Source organism: Burkholderia sp. BCC1998, from assembly GCF_905339875.1.
In the GTDB taxonomy this organism is placed as follows: Bacteria; Pseudomonadota; Gammaproteobacteria; order Burkholderiales; family Burkholderiaceae; genus Burkholderia.
In genome coordinates, this window is sequence record NZ_CAJPHE010000035.1 from 1 (window position 1) to 15,156 (window position 15,156).

19 protein-coding genes and 1 pseudogene are annotated in these 15,156 nt (G+C 63.2%); 2 read left to right on the forward strand and 18 right to left on the reverse strand.

What is annotated here, in order from left to right; genetic code table 11:
* The 3 genes and pseudogenes from U5A56_RS34775 to U5A56_RS34785 form a co-directional block, all read right to left on the reverse strand.
* Positions 1-345: pseudogene (locus U5A56_RS34775) on the reverse strand (c-type cytochrome biogenesis protein CcsB); the annotation flags it as partial.
* A 4-nt stretch (positions 346-349) separates the two neighbouring features.
* Positions 350-2,560: a cytochrome c biogenesis protein ResB gene (locus U5A56_RS34780; RefSeq protein ID WP_321927073.1), complete on the reverse strand. Its 2,211-nt coding sequence runs from the start codon at positions 2,558-2,560 to the stop codon at positions 350-352.
* A 202-nt stretch (positions 2,561-2,762) separates the two neighbouring features.
* On the reverse strand, positions 2,763-3,416 hold the full coding sequence (locus U5A56_RS34785) for a c-type cytochrome (RefSeq protein ID WP_044848922.1): 654 nt from the start codon (positions 3,414-3,416) through the stop codon (positions 2,763-2,765).
* A gap of 217 nt (positions 3,417-3,633) precedes the next feature.
* On the opposite strand from U5A56_RS34785, the gene yihA reads away from it, so the two are divergent.
* Together yihA and hemB are read left to right on the forward strand one after the other, a co-directional pair.
* Positions 3,634-4,293 carry a ribosome biogenesis GTP-binding protein YihA/YsxC gene (gene yihA / locus U5A56_RS34790; protein WP_044848923.1) on the forward strand — a complete coding sequence of 220 codons (660 nt, stop codon included), beginning with the start codon at positions 3,634-3,636 and terminating at the stop codon, positions 4,291-4,293.
* 253 nt (positions 4,294-4,546) lie between these two features.
* Entirely contained in the window at positions 4,547-5,545 is a 999-nt protein-coding gene (gene hemB / locus U5A56_RS34795) for a porphobilinogen synthase (protein WP_121860787.1), read from the forward strand.
* 110 nt (positions 5,546-5,655) lie between these two features.
* Here the strand turns inward: hemB and dsbD are convergent, their stop codons facing one another.
* The 15 genes from dsbD to rplF form a co-directional block, all read right to left on the reverse strand.
* Positions 5,656-7,503 (reverse strand): protein-disulfide reductase DsbD, encoded by a 1,848-nt coding sequence (dsbD, locus tag U5A56_RS34800; RefSeq protein WP_321927075.1) that lies wholly within the window; start codon positions 7,501-7,503, stop codon positions 5,656-5,658.
* Complete coding sequence (gene cutA, locus U5A56_RS34805; RefSeq protein ID WP_044848926.1) at positions 7,496-7,822, reverse strand: divalent-cation tolerance protein CutA; 327 nt, start codon at positions 7,820-7,822, stop codon at positions 7,496-7,498. Before cutA ends, dsbD begins: the two co-directional genes overlap by 8 nt.
* A gap of 206 nt (positions 7,823-8,028) precedes the next feature.
* Complete coding sequence (gene rplQ / locus U5A56_RS34810) at positions 8,029-8,424, reverse strand: 50S ribosomal protein L17 (protein ID WP_006477175.1); 396 nt, start codon at positions 8,422-8,424, stop codon at positions 8,029-8,031.
* 147 nt (positions 8,425-8,571) lie between these two features.
* Positions 8,572-9,549, reverse strand: coding sequence for a DNA-directed RNA polymerase subunit alpha (locus tag U5A56_RS34815; RefSeq protein ID WP_006477176.1), 978 nt, complete (start codon positions 9,547-9,549; stop codon positions 8,572-8,574).
* A 124-nt stretch (positions 9,550-9,673) separates the two neighbouring features.
* Positions 9,674-10,297, reverse strand: a complete 624-nt coding sequence (gene rpsD, locus U5A56_RS34820; protein ID WP_006477177.1) for a 30S ribosomal protein S4 — start codon at positions 10,295-10,297, stop codon at positions 9,674-9,676.
* Positions 10,298-10,453: 156 nt separating this feature from the next.
* Positions 10,454-10,855, reverse strand: a complete 402-nt coding sequence (gene rpsK / locus U5A56_RS34825; protein ID WP_004197937.1) for a 30S ribosomal protein S11 — start codon at positions 10,853-10,855, stop codon at positions 10,454-10,456.
* Between the two features lie 28 nt (positions 10,856-10,883).
* Positions 10,884-11,249 (reverse strand): 30S ribosomal protein S13, encoded by a 366-nt coding sequence (gene rpsM / locus U5A56_RS34830; RefSeq protein ID WP_039323572.1) that lies wholly within the window; start codon positions 11,247-11,249, stop codon positions 10,884-10,886.
* A gap of 38 nt (positions 11,250-11,287) precedes the next feature.
* Positions 11,288-11,404, reverse strand: a complete 117-nt coding sequence (rpmJ, locus tag U5A56_RS34835; RefSeq protein ID WP_004199844.1) for a 50S ribosomal protein L36 — start codon at positions 11,402-11,404, stop codon at positions 11,288-11,290.
* A 20-nt stretch (positions 11,405-11,424) separates the two neighbouring features.
* The gene (gene infA / locus U5A56_RS34840) at positions 11,425-11,643 is read right to left on the reverse strand and encodes a translation initiation factor IF-1 (RefSeq protein WP_004521905.1); all 219 of its coding nucleotides are present in this window, start codon (positions 11,641-11,643) and stop codon (positions 11,425-11,427) included.
* A gap of 9 nt (positions 11,644-11,652) precedes the next feature.
* On the reverse strand, positions 11,653-13,002 hold the full coding sequence (gene secY, locus U5A56_RS34845) for a preprotein translocase subunit SecY (RefSeq protein ID WP_006400642.1): 1,350 nt from the start codon (positions 13,000-13,002) through the stop codon (positions 11,653-11,655).
* A gap of 42 nt (positions 13,003-13,044) precedes the next feature.
* A complete protein-coding gene (gene rplO / locus U5A56_RS34850; protein ID WP_006482880.1) occupies positions 13,045-13,479 on the reverse strand; it encodes a 50S ribosomal protein L15 in 435 nt (144 codons plus the stop codon).
* Between the two features lie 26 nt (positions 13,480-13,505).
* Positions 13,506-13,688, reverse strand: a complete 183-nt coding sequence (gene rpmD / locus U5A56_RS34855) for a 50S ribosomal protein L30 (RefSeq protein WP_006400644.1) — start codon at positions 13,686-13,688, stop codon at positions 13,506-13,508.
* A 15-nt stretch (positions 13,689-13,703) separates the two neighbouring features.
* Positions 13,704-14,222, reverse strand: coding sequence for a 30S ribosomal protein S5 (rpsE, locus tag U5A56_RS34860; protein WP_006752931.1), 519 nt, complete (start codon positions 14,220-14,222; stop codon positions 13,704-13,706).
* A gap of 14 nt (positions 14,223-14,236) precedes the next feature.
* Positions 14,237-14,602, reverse strand: coding sequence for a 50S ribosomal protein L18 (gene rplR, locus U5A56_RS34865; protein WP_006477183.1), 366 nt, complete (start codon positions 14,600-14,602; stop codon positions 14,237-14,239).
* 12 nt (positions 14,603-14,614) lie between these two features.
* Positions 14,615-15,145, reverse strand: a complete 531-nt coding sequence (gene rplF / locus U5A56_RS34870; protein WP_006758786.1) for a 50S ribosomal protein L6 — start codon at positions 15,143-15,145, stop codon at positions 14,615-14,617.
* Positions 15,146-15,156 lie beyond the last annotated feature (11 nt).

A 15,156-nucleotide genomic window follows, 5' to 3' on the forward strand; every position in this document is an offset into this window, starting at 1 on the left:
TTTGAGGAAGAACGCCGCATCGGCGCGCGCGAGATCGCCCTGGTAGATCTGGATCGACAGCAGCGACAGCACCGCGATCGACGCCATCATCAGCCGCGCGGGCTTCCAGCGCCAGCCGAGCACGACGAGCGCCGGCACGGTGCCGATCATCACCGCCTTGTCGTAGTAATTCATGTGTTCGTTGTAATGCACGAACGCATAGCCCGCGCCGACCACGAGTGCCAGGGCGAACAGCCAGTCGATGACCGACAGGCGCGCGAGGAACGGACGGTCGTCGAACAACGGCGCCGGATTCGGGGCCTGGACCGGCCCCGAACGGGAAGAGGAAACTTGCGTGAGATCCATGATGTTACCGGGTGGAATTCTCGGAATCGCCGCCGGCAGGCGGACGGGCAGTCGCTGCCGCACCGGCGGGCGCGGCATCGCGCGGTGCGGCGCGCAAGGCGGCGCCGGCCGCGTCGCGCGTCTGCACGAATTCTTTCTCGAAATCGAAGGTCTTGCGGGCCGTGGACATCGCCATCACCACATCGACGCCCGAACCGGCATCCTTGAGCCAGAACCACAGGCGCCGCTCGCGCACGTAGAACATCGAGAAGATGCCGGCGACCAGCAGCAGGCTGCCAAGATACACCAGATTCTTGCCGGGTGCGCGCGTCAACTGAAATACCGAAGCTTGCACCTGCTTGAAGGAGTCAAGCTGCAAATAGACCGGCGATCCATACAAGAAGCTGTCCGATAGCGCATTGATCGCGTTCTGCACGAAGCGGATCGTGTCGGCGCCCTGCTGGGCGGCCGGCTCGCCGGCGCGCTCGCGCGCGATCTGCCAGACCTCCCACATCGAACCCTCGAGCATACGCAGCAGCAGGCTCGCCGCCTTCTCCTGCTCGGCCTTCGGCACCGAACGATCGATGAAGGTCGCCACCGCCTGGAAGCCGCCGACCGGCTGGCCGTCGGCGCCGCGGCCGATGCTGTCGTCGCTCGCCGCAAAAAGGGTCAGCACCTTGAACGCGCTGTCCTGCAGGCGGCCACGCAGCGACGCTTCGGTCGTCGGCAGCGAACGCTGCGCGAAGCGCGCGGCGGCGTCGGCACGCACGGCCGGATCCTCGAGCGCGGCGCGCAGGCGCATCCATTCGCCGATCGAATCCTGGCTGTCGGCCGGAATCCGCATGTAGCGGAACGGATCGTTCGGGCTCGCGCGCACGCCGGCGAGGAACACGCGCGTGCCGCCCATGTCGACCGGCAGCATGTAGTTGTTGAATTCGCGCGCCTGGCCGTCCTTGCCGCGAATCTTGTACTGCACCGACGGGCCGATGTTGTGGAGCTGCACCGGCTTCGACGTCTTCGCGCCCGAACCGAGCCGCTCGTCGAACGCTTCCTTCAGCGACGCCGTCTTCGCGACGCCGCGCACGTCCGGCTTGCCGTTCGCGTCGGCCATGTTCTCGACGTTGATCGCGCGGAAGTCGGAGAACTCGATCGTGTCGCCGTCGCTGCCCGGCATCTGCAGCGGCGCCGTGCTGCCGATCGTGCCCTTCACCGCGAAGGTCTTCGCGTTGCCGCCCGTCATCGGGTAGGCCGTCATCTCCATCTGCGAGCCGCCGTCCTGGAAGCTCGACTGGTAGATCGACACGCCCTTGTACGTGAACGGCTTGTTGACCTCGACGCGCGCGGGGATCTTCTGGCCCGTCTCGCGATCGATCACGACGATGTCGCTCGCGAACAGCTTCGGCATCCCGGTCGTGTAGTAGTCGACGATGAACTTGTTGAGCTGGATCGAGAACGGCAGGTCCTGGATCAGCGAGCCGCTCGGCTGGTTCAGGATCGCGGTCGACACGAACTGGCCTTCCGGCACCCACGCGTAGCCGCGGAACGTCGGGTTCGACACGGACAGCCGGTGGTCGGGCGAGATTTCGCTGATCGTCGCGCTCGTGTTGACCGGGCTCTTGCCGAACATCCACATCTGGAATTTGATCGGCAGGTTGCTGTCCAGCAGGCCGCCGATACAGATCACGACGATCGCAAGGTGCGCGGAGATGTAGCCCCACTTCGTCAGCGCGCCGCGCTTCGCGGAAATCAGCGTCGCGCCGTCGGTTTCACGCACGACGTGCTTGTAGCCGGCCTTGGTGACGAACGTGGCGAGCGTGGCCGCGACGGTCGCGCGCGTGCCGGACGCCGAGTATTCGGCCTTGTGGTGGAACGCGCGCAGGCTGCCTTCGCGGACCTTGTCCTTCCAGCTCTTCGCATCGGCAAGCATCTTCGGCGCATTGCGGATCACGCACAGCGAGATCGACATGACGAGGAAGATCAGGATCAGCATGAACCACCAGGCGCTGTACACGTTGTACAGGCCCAGCGAGCGGAAGATGTCCGCCCAGAACGGCCCGAACTGGTTCACGTAGTTCGGATACGGGTCGTCCTGCGTCAGGACCGTGCCGACGATGCTCGCGATCGACAGCACTACCAGCAGCGCGATCGCGAAGCGCATCGAGCTCAGCAGCTCGATCGCGCGCCTGGACGCACTTTGACCCGACTTCGACTGCAACCCCGACGTGGTAACGCTCATTCAAACTCCGACTAAGGGGAAACAGCCCCTACGCTCACTATGTTCGCTGCCCCCGAGGGGGCGGTCAGCACGCTGGGGACGACCCGGCGAATGCCGACAAAAAAGGGCGAGGCAACCGCAATCACGCGGCGCCCCACCCTTTTTCTTGTTCTGACGCCGGCCGCCCTTCGGGCGCCCGGTCATTCCATTCGCGACCGTCCTGTCAACGCAGGCCCGCGATGTAATCCGCGACGGCCTTGATCTCGTTGTCCGACAGACGCGCTGCGATCTGATGCATCGCCTCGTTGTTGTTGCGCGCGCCGACACCCTGCTGGAACGCGGTCAACTGGGCAACCGTGTAATCGGCCCATTGCCCCGACAGACGCGGATACTGGACCGGAATACCCTGCCCCGTCGGCCCGTGGCAGCTCGCGCAGGCGGGTACACCCTTTTCCGCGATGCCGCCGCGATAGATCTTCTGGCCGATCGGCACGGTCGCCGCGTCGCGTGCGGTGCCGAGCTTCGTCGTCTGCGATCCGTAATACGCAGCGACGTTGCGCATGTCGTCCGCGCTCAACGCGCTCGCGAACCCGACCATCACCGGATTGGTCCGCGCCGGCCCCTTCGCGCCCGGCTGGGCCTTGAAGTCGTTCAACTGCTTGACCAGATAGTCGGGATGCTGGCCGGCCAGCTTCGGGAAACTGCCCGACGCGCTGTTGCCGTCCGCGCCGTGACACGACGCGCAAACTTGCCCGGCAATCGCCTTGCCGCGGTCCAGATCCGGCTTTGCCGCATCCGCCGCATTTGCCTCCGCTACGAAACCTACGAACCCTGCTGCAACCTGAAGCACCATCAGAGACTTGCACAGTCGATTCATTCGCACACCCTGTTTCGTCTTGTGGGAATTTGAGGTTCTGCAAAAAACGACGTCGACCAGTCTACCGCAGAAGCTGCATAAAAGCGCGAGGCAGGCGCCCGCAGCCCTTCGGCAAAACCGCCGTATTGTACAATATCGCGCTGAAAGCTCCCGCGCCTATCGGGGCTACCCCGCCTCCACCAAGCGGCTCGCGCCGCCCCGTCCCACCGGTTTCCCCATGGCCTTTTTGCTCCACCAAGCCCGCTTCTACACGACCGTCAACCATCTGCGCGACCTGCCGCCGACGGTACAACCGGAAATCGCGTTCGCGGGCCGCTCGAATGCCGGCAAATCGACGGCGATCAACGTGCTGTGCAACCAGAAGCGGCTCGCCTTCGCGTCGAAGACGCCCGGCCGCACCCAGCACATCAACTACTTCTCCGTCGGCCCGGCCGCCGAGCCCGTCGCGAACCTCGTCGACCTGCCCGGCTACGGCTACGCGGAAGTGCCGGGGGCCGCGAAGGCCCACTGGGAAATGCTGCTGTCGTCCTACCTCGCGACGCGTTCGCAGCTGTGCGGCCTGATCCTGATGATGGATTCGCGCCGCCCGTTGACCGACCTCGATCGCCGGATGATCGAGTGGTTCGCGCCGACCGGCAAGCCGATCCACACGCTGCTGACGAAGTGCGACAAATTGACGCGGCAGGAAAGCATCAACGCGCTGCGCAACACGCAGAAGGGACTCGACGCGTACCGTGACCAGGGCGTGAAGGGCAAGCTGACGGTCCAGCTGTTCTCGGCGCTGAAGCGCACGGGGCTCGACGAGGCCCATGAACTGATCGAGAGCTGGGTGCGGCCGTCCGTCGCCGACGAAAAAAGCGAGCCTGTAGCACAATGAGCGGGCAACGCGCGGCCGGGACCGGCCGTGCGCACCTGACGGCACCTGCGGATTCGGCCGGCTCATAAAAAAACCCGCCGTTGAACGGCGGGTCAAACAGCCTAATCGAATAACGACAGGCACCCGCTCAGGGAGGAGAAGCGGGGAGCTGCACGCGACGCGTGCCGCTCGATCGCTATCATATACCAACGCTCTCGAAAATGACCTAAGGGTTCCGTAAGGTTCTTGCTACCCTGATTTCTGCCCAATCGCCATGAGCTTCCATCCGCTTCACCGTCCGCGCCGGATGCGCCGCGACGACTTCTCCCGGCGCCTGATGCGCGAAAACCGCCTGACCACCGACGACCTGATCTATCCGGTGTTCGTCGTCGACGGCACCAACGAACGCCAGAGCGTCCCGTCGATGCCCGGCGTCGAGCGCGTGTCGGTCGATCTGCTGATGCATGTCGCCGAGCAGTGCGTCGAACTCGGCGTGCCCGTGCTGTCGCTGTTCCCGGCCATCGAGCCGTCGCTGAAGACGCCTGACGGCCGCGAAGCGGCCAATCCGGAAGGCCTGATCCCGCGCGCGGTGCGCGAGCTGAAGAAGCGCTTCCCCGAACTCGGCGTGCTGACCGACGTCGCGCTCGACCCGTACACGAGCCACGGCCAGGACGGCGTGCTCGACGAGAACGGCTACGTGATCAACGACGACACGATCGAGATCCTGGTCGACCAGGCGCGTGCGCAGGCCGAAGCCGGCGTCGACATCGTCGCGCCGTCGGACATGATGGACGGCCGCATCGGCGCGGTCCGTGAAATGCTGGAAAGCGACGGTCACATCCATACGCGCATCATGGCCTATTCGGCCAAGTTCGCGTCGGCGTTCTACGGCCCGTTCCGCGATGCGGTCGGCTCGGCGTCCAATCTGGGCAAGGGCAACAAGATGACCTACCAGATGGATCCGGCGAACAGCGACGAAGCGCTGCGCGAAGTGCGCCTCGACATCGACGAAGGCGCCGACATGGTGATGGTCAAGCCCGGCATGCCGTATCTCGACATCGTGCGCCGCGTGAAGGACGAGTTCCGCTTCCCGACCTACGTGTACCAGGTGAGCGGTGAATACGCGATGCTGAAGGCCGCCGCGATGAACGGCTGGCTCGATCACGACAAAGTCGTGCTCGAATCGCTGCTCGCATTCAAGCGCGCAGGCGCCGACGGCGTGCTCACGTACTTCGCGCTCGATGCCGCGCGTCTGCTGAAAGCGCAGCGCTGAGCCGCGCGCCGGCCGGCACAAGGAAAAACGGCGGGACACTTCGGTGTCCCGCCGTTTTTTTGCATCGTCCGGCCGGCGCAGCTGGCCGCCCGTGCGCCGACCAGCGCGCGTTACACCGTCGGTACCGCCGCGCGATCGAGGCTGCGCAGGAACGTCTCGGCCGCCTGATAACCGACCACACGGCCGATTTCGTTGCCGTTGCGATCGAAGAAGATGATGCCCGGCGGCCCGAACAGGTTGAAGCGCTTGAGCAGCGCCTGGTCGTCCGGATTGTTCGCGGTGACGTCGGCACGCACCAGGTGAAGCTGCGCGAGCCGCGCCTGCACGCGCGAATCGGTGAACGTCAGATGCTCCATCTCCTTGCAGCTCACGCACCAGTCGGCGTAGAAATCGAGCATCACGGGCTGGCCCGACGTCTTCAGCAGCGCGTCGAGCTCGCGACTGGAGCGCACCGACGCGAACGCGGGCCCCTGCCCTCCGGTCGCCGCACCGGCTGCCGACGCATCACCCGACGCAACCGTGCGCGCCGCGAGCACGGCCAGCGGCTTCACGGGGTCGTTGGAGCCCGCCGCAAGACCGACGAGCAGCGTTGCAGCCCAGATCGCAAGCGCAGCACCGAGGCCGCGACCGAGACGGCGCCAGATCGATGCGGCGCCGGCATGCGGCGTAAACAGGCCAAGCGCCGCAGCCGCGACGAGCAGCCACAATGCGGCGAGCACCATCTTCAGCGCGCCCGCGAGCACCGGCCACACGATCCACAGCGCGGCGGCAAGCAGCACGATGCCGAAGAACACCTTCACGCCGTCCATCCATGCGCCCGCGCGCGGCAGCACCGTACCGGCACCGATGCCGACGACGAGCAGCGGCACGCCGAGCCCCAACCCCATGGCGAACAGCGCAGCGCCGCCGAGCAGCGCATTGCCGGTGTGCGCGATGAACGCGAGCACCGCAAACAGCGGCGCCGTCATGCATGCGCCGACGACCAGCGCCGACAACGCCCCCATCGCGGCGACCGCGACGAAGTGGCCGCCCGGGCGCGCGCTCGAGGCTTCCGCCGCGCCGTTCTGCCAGCGCTCGGGCAGCGCGATGTCCTTGCCGGAAATCAGCGATACGGCGAATGCGGTGAGCAGCACGCCGAATGCACCGAGCACCCACGGGTTCTGCAGCCATGCGCCCAGGCTCTGGCCGACCAGCGCCGCCGCGATGCCCAGCACCGTATAGACGAGCGCCATGCCGACCACGTACGTCAGCGACAGCGCGAAACCGCGTGTGTGCGTCGCGCGCGTGCCCTGGCCGATGATGATCGCGGACACGATCGGAATCATCGGATACGAGCAGGGCAGGAGACTCAGCACGACGCCGGCGACGAAATACAGCGCGACGATGGTGAAGAAACCGTGCCCCTCGAGCAGCGACTGCGCGAAATCCGCGCTCGTGACCTTGTCGAACCAGCTGCCCGAAGCCGCCGTGCGATCGACCGGCGCGGCCGCGCCCAGCGCTGCGCCGTCGACCTTCACGACCTGCTCCGCAGGCGGATAGCAGATTCCTTCGTCGGCGCATCCTTGCGACGTCACCGCGAGCTCGAACGGCCCCGCCGCCTGCTTGACCGGAACATGAATCACGACCTCGTCGCGATAGGTCTCGACTTCCTTCTGGAACGTCTGGTCGAACTTCACGTGGCCGGCCGGGAATTGCGGATCGCCGAGCGTCGCCTGGCCGCCCTTCACCGCGAACGCGAACCGCTCGCGGTACAGGTAATAGCCGCTGGCAACCTTGAAACGGACGTTCACCTGCCCCGGCGATTCGCTCGCGCTGAACTTGAATGCGACCGACGGATCGAGAAAATCGTCGGCCGCGCGCGCGACCGACAGGCCGCCCAGCACGAACATGAACGACATCAGGACTGCGAGAAACCGCAGCGCGCGCACGCGCACGGAAAGCGCCATACCGTTAAACATGAAATAGACGTTGAGTTTCGCTGGTCACCCACTGGCCGTACGCGGCCGTGGCCGTCGCCTGCCACGAGACGATTTCCGGCGTCTCGTACGGATGATGCGCGAGAATAAATCGCTCCAGTTCGAGCGAGCGGACGGGGCTCGTCTTGAACAGCAACTGGATCTCGTCGGCCGTCTCGACCTTGCCCTGCCAGTGATAACGCGACTTGATCGCACCGAGCTCCGACACGCACGCGGCAAGCCGCGCGTCGAGCGCGCCGTCAGCGAGCGCCGCGGCCGTCGCCGCATCCGGCACCGTCGTCAGCATCAATACCACCACCATACGCGCCCTCCTGACTGGCCTTTACCGGCTTCCGCCGCCACGAATCGCCCATCGAGGGCGCGCGCCGATAACTGCATATCGTAGCGCAGCCCGCGCGACGCTGCCGGCACCGGCCTGCGACAATCGATCGCAGCCGAGGCGCCGCCAAAAACAAAAAGGGCCAAGCAATTGCTCGGCCCTTTCGGATCCTGCTGCGTACCGGAAGCTTACTCGGCTTCTTGCACGTTTTCCGTTTCGTCGACTTCCGGACGATCGAGCAGCTCGACCAGTGCCATCGGTGCGTTGTCACCGACGCGGAAGCCGAACTTCAGCACGCGCAGGTAGCCGCCCGGACGGTTCGCGAAACGCGGACCGAGCACGTCGAACAGCTTCGCCACCGAGTCACGATCGCGCAGGCGGTTGAACGCCAGGCGACGGTTTGCCAGCGACGGCTTCTTGCCGAGCGTGATCAGCGGCTCGACGACTTTACGGAGTTCCTTCGCCTTCGGCAGCGTCGTCTTGATGACTTCGTGCTCGATCAGCGAGTTGGACATGTTACGGAGCATAGCCAGACGGTGGCTGCTCGTGCGGTTCAGTTTCCGCAGACCATGACGATGGCGCATTTCAGTTTCCTTGATTCAAAGTTTTGATCCAGCTCTTCTATCGCACCTCTGGGGTGCACGGGCCGGTAGAGAAAAAAGCAAGATGCGGATTTTAAAGGAAAATCCGCATCTTTGCCAACTACTGCTACAGCCGGGCTACAACCGGGCTTACTTGTCGAGACCGGCCGGCGGCCAGTTTTCGAGCTTCATGCCCAGCGTGAGACCGCGCGAAGCGAGCACTTCCTTGATCTCGTTGAGCGACTTGCGACCGAGGTTCGGCGTCTTCAGCAGCTCGTTTTCCGTGCGCTGGATCAGGTCGCCGATGTAGTAGATGTTCTCGGCCTTCAGGCAGTTCGCCGAACGAACCGTCAGCTCGAGATCGTCCACCGGACGCAGCAGGATCGGATCGATCTGCGGTGCGCGCGACGGTGCTTCGGCAGCCGTTTCCGTGCCTTCCAGCGCCGCGAAAACGGACAGCTGGTCGACCAGGATGCGGGCCGATTGACGGATCGCCTCTTCCGGGGTGATCACGCCGCTCGTCTCGATGTTCATCACGAGCTTGTCGAGGTCGGTACGCTGCTCGACACGTGCGCTTTCAACGGCGTAGCTCACGCGGCGAACCGGCGAGAACGATGCGTCGAGGACGATGCGGCCGATGATCTTGGCCGTGTCTTCGCCGTAGCGACGGACGTTGCCGGGCACATAGCCGCGACCCTTTTCGATCTTGATCTGAACGTCGAGCTTGCCGCCCTTCGACAGGTGTGCGATCACGTGATTCGGGTTGATGACTTCGCAATCGTGCGCCAGCTCGATATCGCCGGCCGTGACGACGCCTTCGCCTTCCTTGCGCAGGGTCACCGTCACTTCGTCACGGTTGTGCAGCTTGAACACCACACCCTTCAGGTTCAGCAGCAGGTTGACGACGTCCTCTTGCACGCCGTCAAGCGTCGAATACTCGTGCACCACGCCAGCGATCGTGACTTCGGTCGGCGCGTAGCCAACCATCGACGACAGCAGCACGCGGCGAAGCGCATTGCCCAAGGTGTGGCCGTAACCGCGTTCGAACGGTTCCATGACCACCCTCGCGTGGTTCTCGCCCAGCGATTCCACGGCGATGATCTTGGGTTTCAGCAAACTGGTTTGCATGGGCTTTCCTTTTCAATACCCTCGGCTCGTTACACCGATAAGGCTGACCGGTAACAACCAGAAAATAAACAGCCGAGGCCCCTCCTTGCATAACGCAATCGGGGTACCTCGGCCGTCAATCGGATTAACGCGAATACAATTCGACGATCAGGCTTTCGTTGATGTCGCCTGCGATTTCAGCGCGTTCCGGCATTTGCTTGAACGTGCCTTCGAACTTCTTCGCATCGACTGCAACCCAGCTCGGCATGCCGCCTTGCTCGGCCAGCGACAGCGCTTCGACGATACGCGCCTGCTTCTTCGCCTTTTCGCGGATCGCGACGACGTCACCCGCCTTCACTTGCTGCGACGGCACGTTCGCGACGACGCCGTTCACCGTGATCGACTTGTGGCTCACCAGCTGACGCGCTTCAGCGCGGGTCGAGCCGAAGCCCATGCGATACACGACGTTGTCGAGACGCGACTCGAGCAGTTGCAGCAGGTTTTCACCCGTGTTGCCCTTGCGGCGGTCGGCTTCAGCGAAGTAGCGGCGGAACTGACGCTCCAGGACGCCGTAAATACGCTTGACCTTCTGCTTTTCGCGCAGCTGCGTACCATAGTCGGACGTACGTGCGCCCGAGGTACGGCCGTGCTGACCCGGCTTGCTGTCGAGCTTGCACTTGTCGGCGAGCGAGCGGCGCGCGCTCTTCAGGAACAGGTCGGTGCCTTCACGGCGGGACAGCTTGGCCTTAGGGCCGATATAACGTGCCACTTTGCATTCCTTTATCAATCAGTCACGCGGACCGGAATCCGCGCTAGTTCGCGCCCTTTGGGGCGAACGGTGGGCTTAGTCAATCAAAAAAGCAACGCCCGTCGACGCTACGCGGCGACAGGCAAATGCGCCAGCACGAACGTGCCAGCAGCATTCTTAGATACGACGGCGCTTCGGCGGACGGCAGCCGTTGTGCGGAATCGGGGTGACGTCCGAAATCGCGGTGATCTTGATGCCGAGGCCATGCAGTGCACGCACTGCCGACTCACGACCCGGGCCCGGGCCCTTGATCCGCACTTCCAGATTCTTCACGCCATATTCCATCGCCACGCGACCGGCCGACTCAGCAGCAACCTGAGCAGCGAACGGCGTCGACTTGCGCGAGCCCTTGAAGCCCTGGCCGCCCGACGTCGCCCATGCCAGTGCATTGCCCTGGCGATCGGTGATCGTGATGATCGTGTTGTTGAACGACGCGTGAACGTGAACCACGCCTTCAGCGACGTTCTTCTTAACCTTCTTGCGAACGCGTTGCGCCGCGGTGTTCGAAGCCTTAGCCATTACGTTTTCCTGTAACTGTCAGTTCCGCTTACTTCTTCAGCGCTTGCGCTGCACGACGCGGACCCTTGCGGGTACGTGCGTTCGTACGCGTACGCTGACCGCGCATCGGCAGGCCCTTGCGATGACGAACGCCACGGTAGCAACCGAGGTCCATCAGGCGCTTGATGTTCATCGTCACTTCACGGCGCAGATCGCCTTCGACGATGAACTTGCCCACTTCTTCACGCAGCTTTTCGAGGTCTGCGTCGGTCAGGTCCTTGACCTTCTTCGAGAATTCCACGCCAGCTGCCGTGCAGATGCTGCGCGAGCGCGTGCGGCCGATACCGAAGATTGCCGTCAGGCCGATCTCGGTATGCTGGTGATTCGGGATGTTAACCCCTGCGATACGAGCCATTGTTTTTCCTCAAACAAAAAGCGCAAACAAACGCGCGGTCAGCCTTGGCGCTGCTTGTGGCGCGGATCCGAGCTGCAGATCACGCGAACGACGCCTTTGCGCTTGATGATCTTGCAATTGCGGCAAATGCGCTTAACCGATGCCATCACTTTCATGATAATACCCTTTTTTCAAATCACTTCGCCCGGAACACGATCCGCGCACGAGACAGATCGTAAGGCGTCAATTCAACCGTCACCTTGTCGCCCGGCAGGATGCGGATGTAGTGCATCCGCATCTTCCCGGAGATATGCCCCAACACGACATGGCCGTTTTCCAGCTTCACGCGGAAGGTCGCATTCGGGAGGTTTTCGATCACCTCACCTTGCATCTGGATTACATCGTCTTTGGCCATAGTCCTTGATTAACGCATTGGGATGTTGCCGCCCTTGAAGTTTGCCTTCTTGAGCAGCGACTCATACTGTTGCGACATAACGTACGACTGCACCTGCGCCATGAAGTCCATCGTGACGACGACAATGATCAGCAGCGACGTTCCACCAAAATAAAACGGCACGTTCCAGCGCAGCACCAGGAATTCCGGCAGCAGACACACGAAGACGATGTAGATCGCACCGGCCAGCGTCAGACGCGTGAGGATGCGGTCGATATATCGTGCGGTCTGGTCGCCCGGACGAATGCCCGGAACAAACGCGCCGCTCTTCTTCAGGTTGTCCGCGGTTTCCCTGCTGTTGAACACCAGTGCGGTGTAGAAGAAGCAGAAAAACACGATCGCCAGCGTGTACAGCAGCACATAGACCGGCTGGCCCGGCTTCAGCGCCTCCGCGACGTTATGCAACGTGTTGGAGATCCAGCTTCCCGACGGCTGACCCGTGCTGAACCAGCCGAGAATCGTGGCCGGGAACAGGATGATCGACGATGCGAAGATCGGCGGGATCACGCCCGACATGTTCAGCTTCAGCGGCAAGTGCGACGACTGGCCACCGTAGATCTTGTTGCCGACCTGGCGCTTCGCGTAGTTCACGAGGATCTTGCGCTGACCGCGTTCGATGAACACGACCAGGTAAGTCACCGCGGCGATCAGAACGACGATGATGATCGCCGAAATGATGCTCATCGAACCCGTACGCACCAGCTCGAACAGCCCACCGACGGCATTCGGGAACCCTGCTGCGATCCCGCCGAAGATGATGATCGAGATGCCGTTGCCCAGACCACGCTCGGTGATCTGCTCACCCAGCCACATCAGGAACATCGTGCCGGTAACCAGCGTCACGACCGTCGTCAGCCGGAACAGCATGCCGGGGTCGATCACGAGGCCCGGCTGGTTTTCCAGCGCAGCCGCGATACCGAACGCCTGGAAGGTCGCGAGCACCACGGTGAAATACCGCGTGTACTGCGTGATCTTCCGTTGCCCTGCCTGCCCTTCCTTCTTCAGCGCCTCGAGTTGCGGCGAGACGATCGCCAGCAACTGCATGATGATCGACGCCGAGATGTACGGCATGATCCCCAGCGCAAAGATCGTGAAGCGGGAAAGCGCGCCACCCGAGAACATGTTGAACATGCCCAGGATGCCGCCCGCCTGGCTCTGGAACAGCTTCGCCAGTTGATCCGGATCGATGCCCGGCACGGGGATGTGCGCGCCGATGCGATAGACGATCAGCGCCAGGAGCAGGAACATCGCTCGCCGACGCAGATCGCCGAATTTCGCCGTGCTTCGACCGGGTTTTGCAAGACTCGGGCTGTTAGCCAAGTACCTTCTCCGATGAATGCAAGTAACGACGCGCTACGCGTGTCACTCGGCGAACGAACCGCCAGCCGCTTCGATCGCAGCGCGCGCACCCTTGGTGGCACCGAGACCCTTCACGACGATCTTGCGCTTCAGTTCGCCCGTCGCGATGATCTTTGCGCTCTTCGTCAGCTCGCCGACCAGGCCGGCTTGCTTCAGTGCGAGCAGATCGATTTCATCGACCGGCAGCTTCTCGAGGTCGCCCAGGCGCACTTCACCGACGAATTCCTTCGTCAGCGACGTGAAGCCGCGCTTCGGCAGACGACGTTGCAGAGGCATCTGACCGCCTTCGAAACCGACTTTGTGGAAGCCGCCCGAACGCGATTTCTGACCCTTGTGACCACGGCCAGCCGTCTTGCCGAGGCCCGAACCGATGCCGCGGCCGACACGACGCTTGGCGTGCTTTGCACCAGCGGCCGGCTTCAGGTTATTCAATTCCATATCAACTCCTTGATCCGTAGGGCCGCTTACGCGATGACCTTAACGAGGTACGAGACCTTGTTGATCATGCCGCGGACCGCCGGCGTATCCTGCAGCTCGCTAACCGAGTTGAGTCGGCGCAGGCCCAGGCCACGCACGGTCGCACGGTGCGATTCGCGGGTCCCGATCAGGCTCTTGACGAGCTGAACCTTGACAGTTTTTTCAGACATGGTGACCACCCGGGCTTAGCCCAAAATATCTTCGACGGACTTGCCGCGCTTCGCCGCGATGTCTGCCGGGGTCGACTGCTTGCGCAGACCGTCCAGCGTGGCGCGAACGAGGTTGTACGGGTTCGTCGAACCGTGGCTCTTCGCCACGACGTTCTGAACGCCCATCACGTCGAACACTGCGCGCATCGGGCCGCCGGCGATCACGCCCGTACCTGCCTTCGCCGGAGCGAGGAGGACAGCGGATGCGCCATGCTTGCCGTGCACTTCGTGCTGCAGCGTGCCGTTCTTGAGCGGCACCTTGAACATGTTGCGGCGAGCTTGTTCCATTGCCTTCTGGACAGCGACCGGCACTTCCTTCGCCTTGCCCTTGCCCATACCGATGCGGCCATCACCGTCGCCAACCACGGTCAGTGCGGCGAAGCCGAGAATACGGCCACCCTTCACGACCTTGGTCACGCGATTGACCGAAATCATCTTTTCGCGAAGGCCGTCGTCGCGCTCGTCAGCCTGAACTTTCGCTTGCATCTTTGCCATGACGAATTCCTTCCTTAGAACTTGAGCCCAGCTTCGCGAGCTGCCTCAGCCAGCGCCTTGACGCGGCCGTGGTAGCGGAAGCCCGAGCGGTCGAAGGCGACGGATTCGATGCCGGCAGCCTTTGCCTTCTCGGCAATACGCTTGCCGATCAGCGTCGCGGCATTAACGTTGCCGCCCTTGCCCGACTTGTCGGCCAGTTCAGCGCGCACTTCTGCTTCGAGCGTCGACGCGCTGGCGAGCACCTTGGTGCCGCAGGGCGAGAACACTTGAGCGTAGATGTGCGTGTTCGTGCGATGCACGGCGAGACGCGCGACCTGCAGCTCAGCGATCTTGATACGCGTCTGGCGAGCGCGGCGCAGGCGAGATTGAGTCTTATCCATGATTGCGCACCCTTACTTCTTCTTCGTTTCTTTGAGGATCACAACCTCGTCGGAATAGCGCACGCCCTTGCCCTTGTACGGCTCCGGCGGACGGTAACCGCGGACTTCCGCAGCCACTTGACCGACTTGTTGCTTGTTGATCCCCTTGATCACGATTTCGGTTTGCGTCGGGGTTTCAGCCTTGACGCCTTCCGGCATCTGGTGCACCACCGGGTGCGAGAAACCCAGCGACAGGTTCAGCTTGTCGCCTTGCGCTTGCGCACGATAACCGACGCCAACCAGCGTCAGCTTGCGCTCGAAACCCTTGGTCACGCCGTGCACGGCATTCGCGATGATCGCGCGCATCGTGCCCGACAGTGCGTTTGCTTCGCGGCTTTCGTCGACCGGCGACAGATTCAGCGTGCCGTCGTTGTTCGCCACGTTCACGAGCGGATTGATCGCTTGCGTGATGGTGCCCAGCGGGCCCTTGACGGTGATCGCACCGTCGGCCAGCTTGACTTCCGCGCCTTGCAGCGCGATCGGGCTCTTACCTACTCGAGACATGTTTCTCTCTC

Bases quoted from the DNA above. Each gene is read 5' to 3' on its own strand.
- U5A56_RS34780 (WP_321927073.1), bottom strand. From the start codon at position 2,560: ATGAGCGTTACCACGTCGGGGTTGCAGTCGAAGTCGGGTCAAAGTGCG.
- U5A56_RS34785 (WP_044848922.1), bottom strand. From the start codon at position 3,416: ATGAATCGACTGTGCAAGTCTCTGATGGTGCTTCAGGTTGCAGCAGGG.
- yihA (WP_044848923.1), top strand. From the start codon at position 3,634: ATGGCCTTTTTGCTCCACCAAGCCCGCTTCTACACGACCGTCAACCAT.
- hemB (WP_121860787.1), top strand. From the start codon at position 4,547: ATGAGCTTCCATCCGCTTCACCGTCCGCGCCGGATGCGCCGCGACGAC.
- dsbD (WP_321927075.1), bottom strand. From the start codon at position 7,503: ATGTTTAACGGTATGGCGCTTTCCGTGCGCGTGCGCGCGCTGCGGTTT.
- cutA (WP_044848926.1), bottom strand. From the start codon at position 7,822: ATGGTGGTGGTATTGATGCTGACGACGGTGCCGGATGCGGCGACGGCC.
- rplQ (WP_006477175.1), bottom strand. From the start codon at position 8,424: ATGCGCCATCGTCATGGTCTGCGGAAACTGAACCGCACGAGCAGCCAC.
- U5A56_RS34815 (WP_006477176.1), bottom strand. From the start codon at position 9,549: ATGCAAACCAGTTTGCTGAAACCCAAGATCATCGCCGTGGAATCGCTG.
- rpsK (WP_004197937.1), bottom strand. From the start codon at position 10,855: ATGGCTAAGGCTTCGAACACCGCGGCGCAACGCGTTCGCAAGAAGGTT.
- rpsM (WP_039323572.1), bottom strand. From the start codon at position 11,249: ATGGCTCGTATCGCAGGGGTTAACATCCCGAATCACCAGCATACCGAG.
- rpmJ (WP_004199844.1), bottom strand. From the start codon at position 11,404: ATGAAAGTGATGGCATCGGTTAAGCGCATTTGCCGCAATTGCAAGATC.
- infA (WP_004521905.1), bottom strand. From the start codon at position 11,643: ATGGCCAAAGACGATGTAATCCAGATGCAAGGTGAGGTGATCGAAAAC.
- rplO (WP_006482880.1), bottom strand. From the start codon at position 13,479: ATGGAATTGAATAACCTGAAGCCGGCCGCTGGTGCAAAGCACGCCAAG.
- rpmD (WP_006400644.1), bottom strand. From the start codon at position 13,688: ATGTCTGAAAAAACTGTCAAGGTTCAGCTCGTCAAGAGCCTGATCGGG.
- rpsE (WP_006752931.1), bottom strand. From the start codon at position 14,222: ATGGCAAAGATGCAAGCGAAAGTTCAGGCTGACGAGCGCGACGACGGC.
- rplR (WP_006477183.1), bottom strand. From the start codon at position 14,602: ATGGATAAGACTCAATCTCGCCTGCGCCGCGCTCGCCAGACGCGTATC.
- rplF (WP_006758786.1), bottom strand. From the start codon at position 15,145: ATGTCTCGAGTAGGTAAGAGCCCGATCGCGCTGCAAGGCGCGGAAGTC.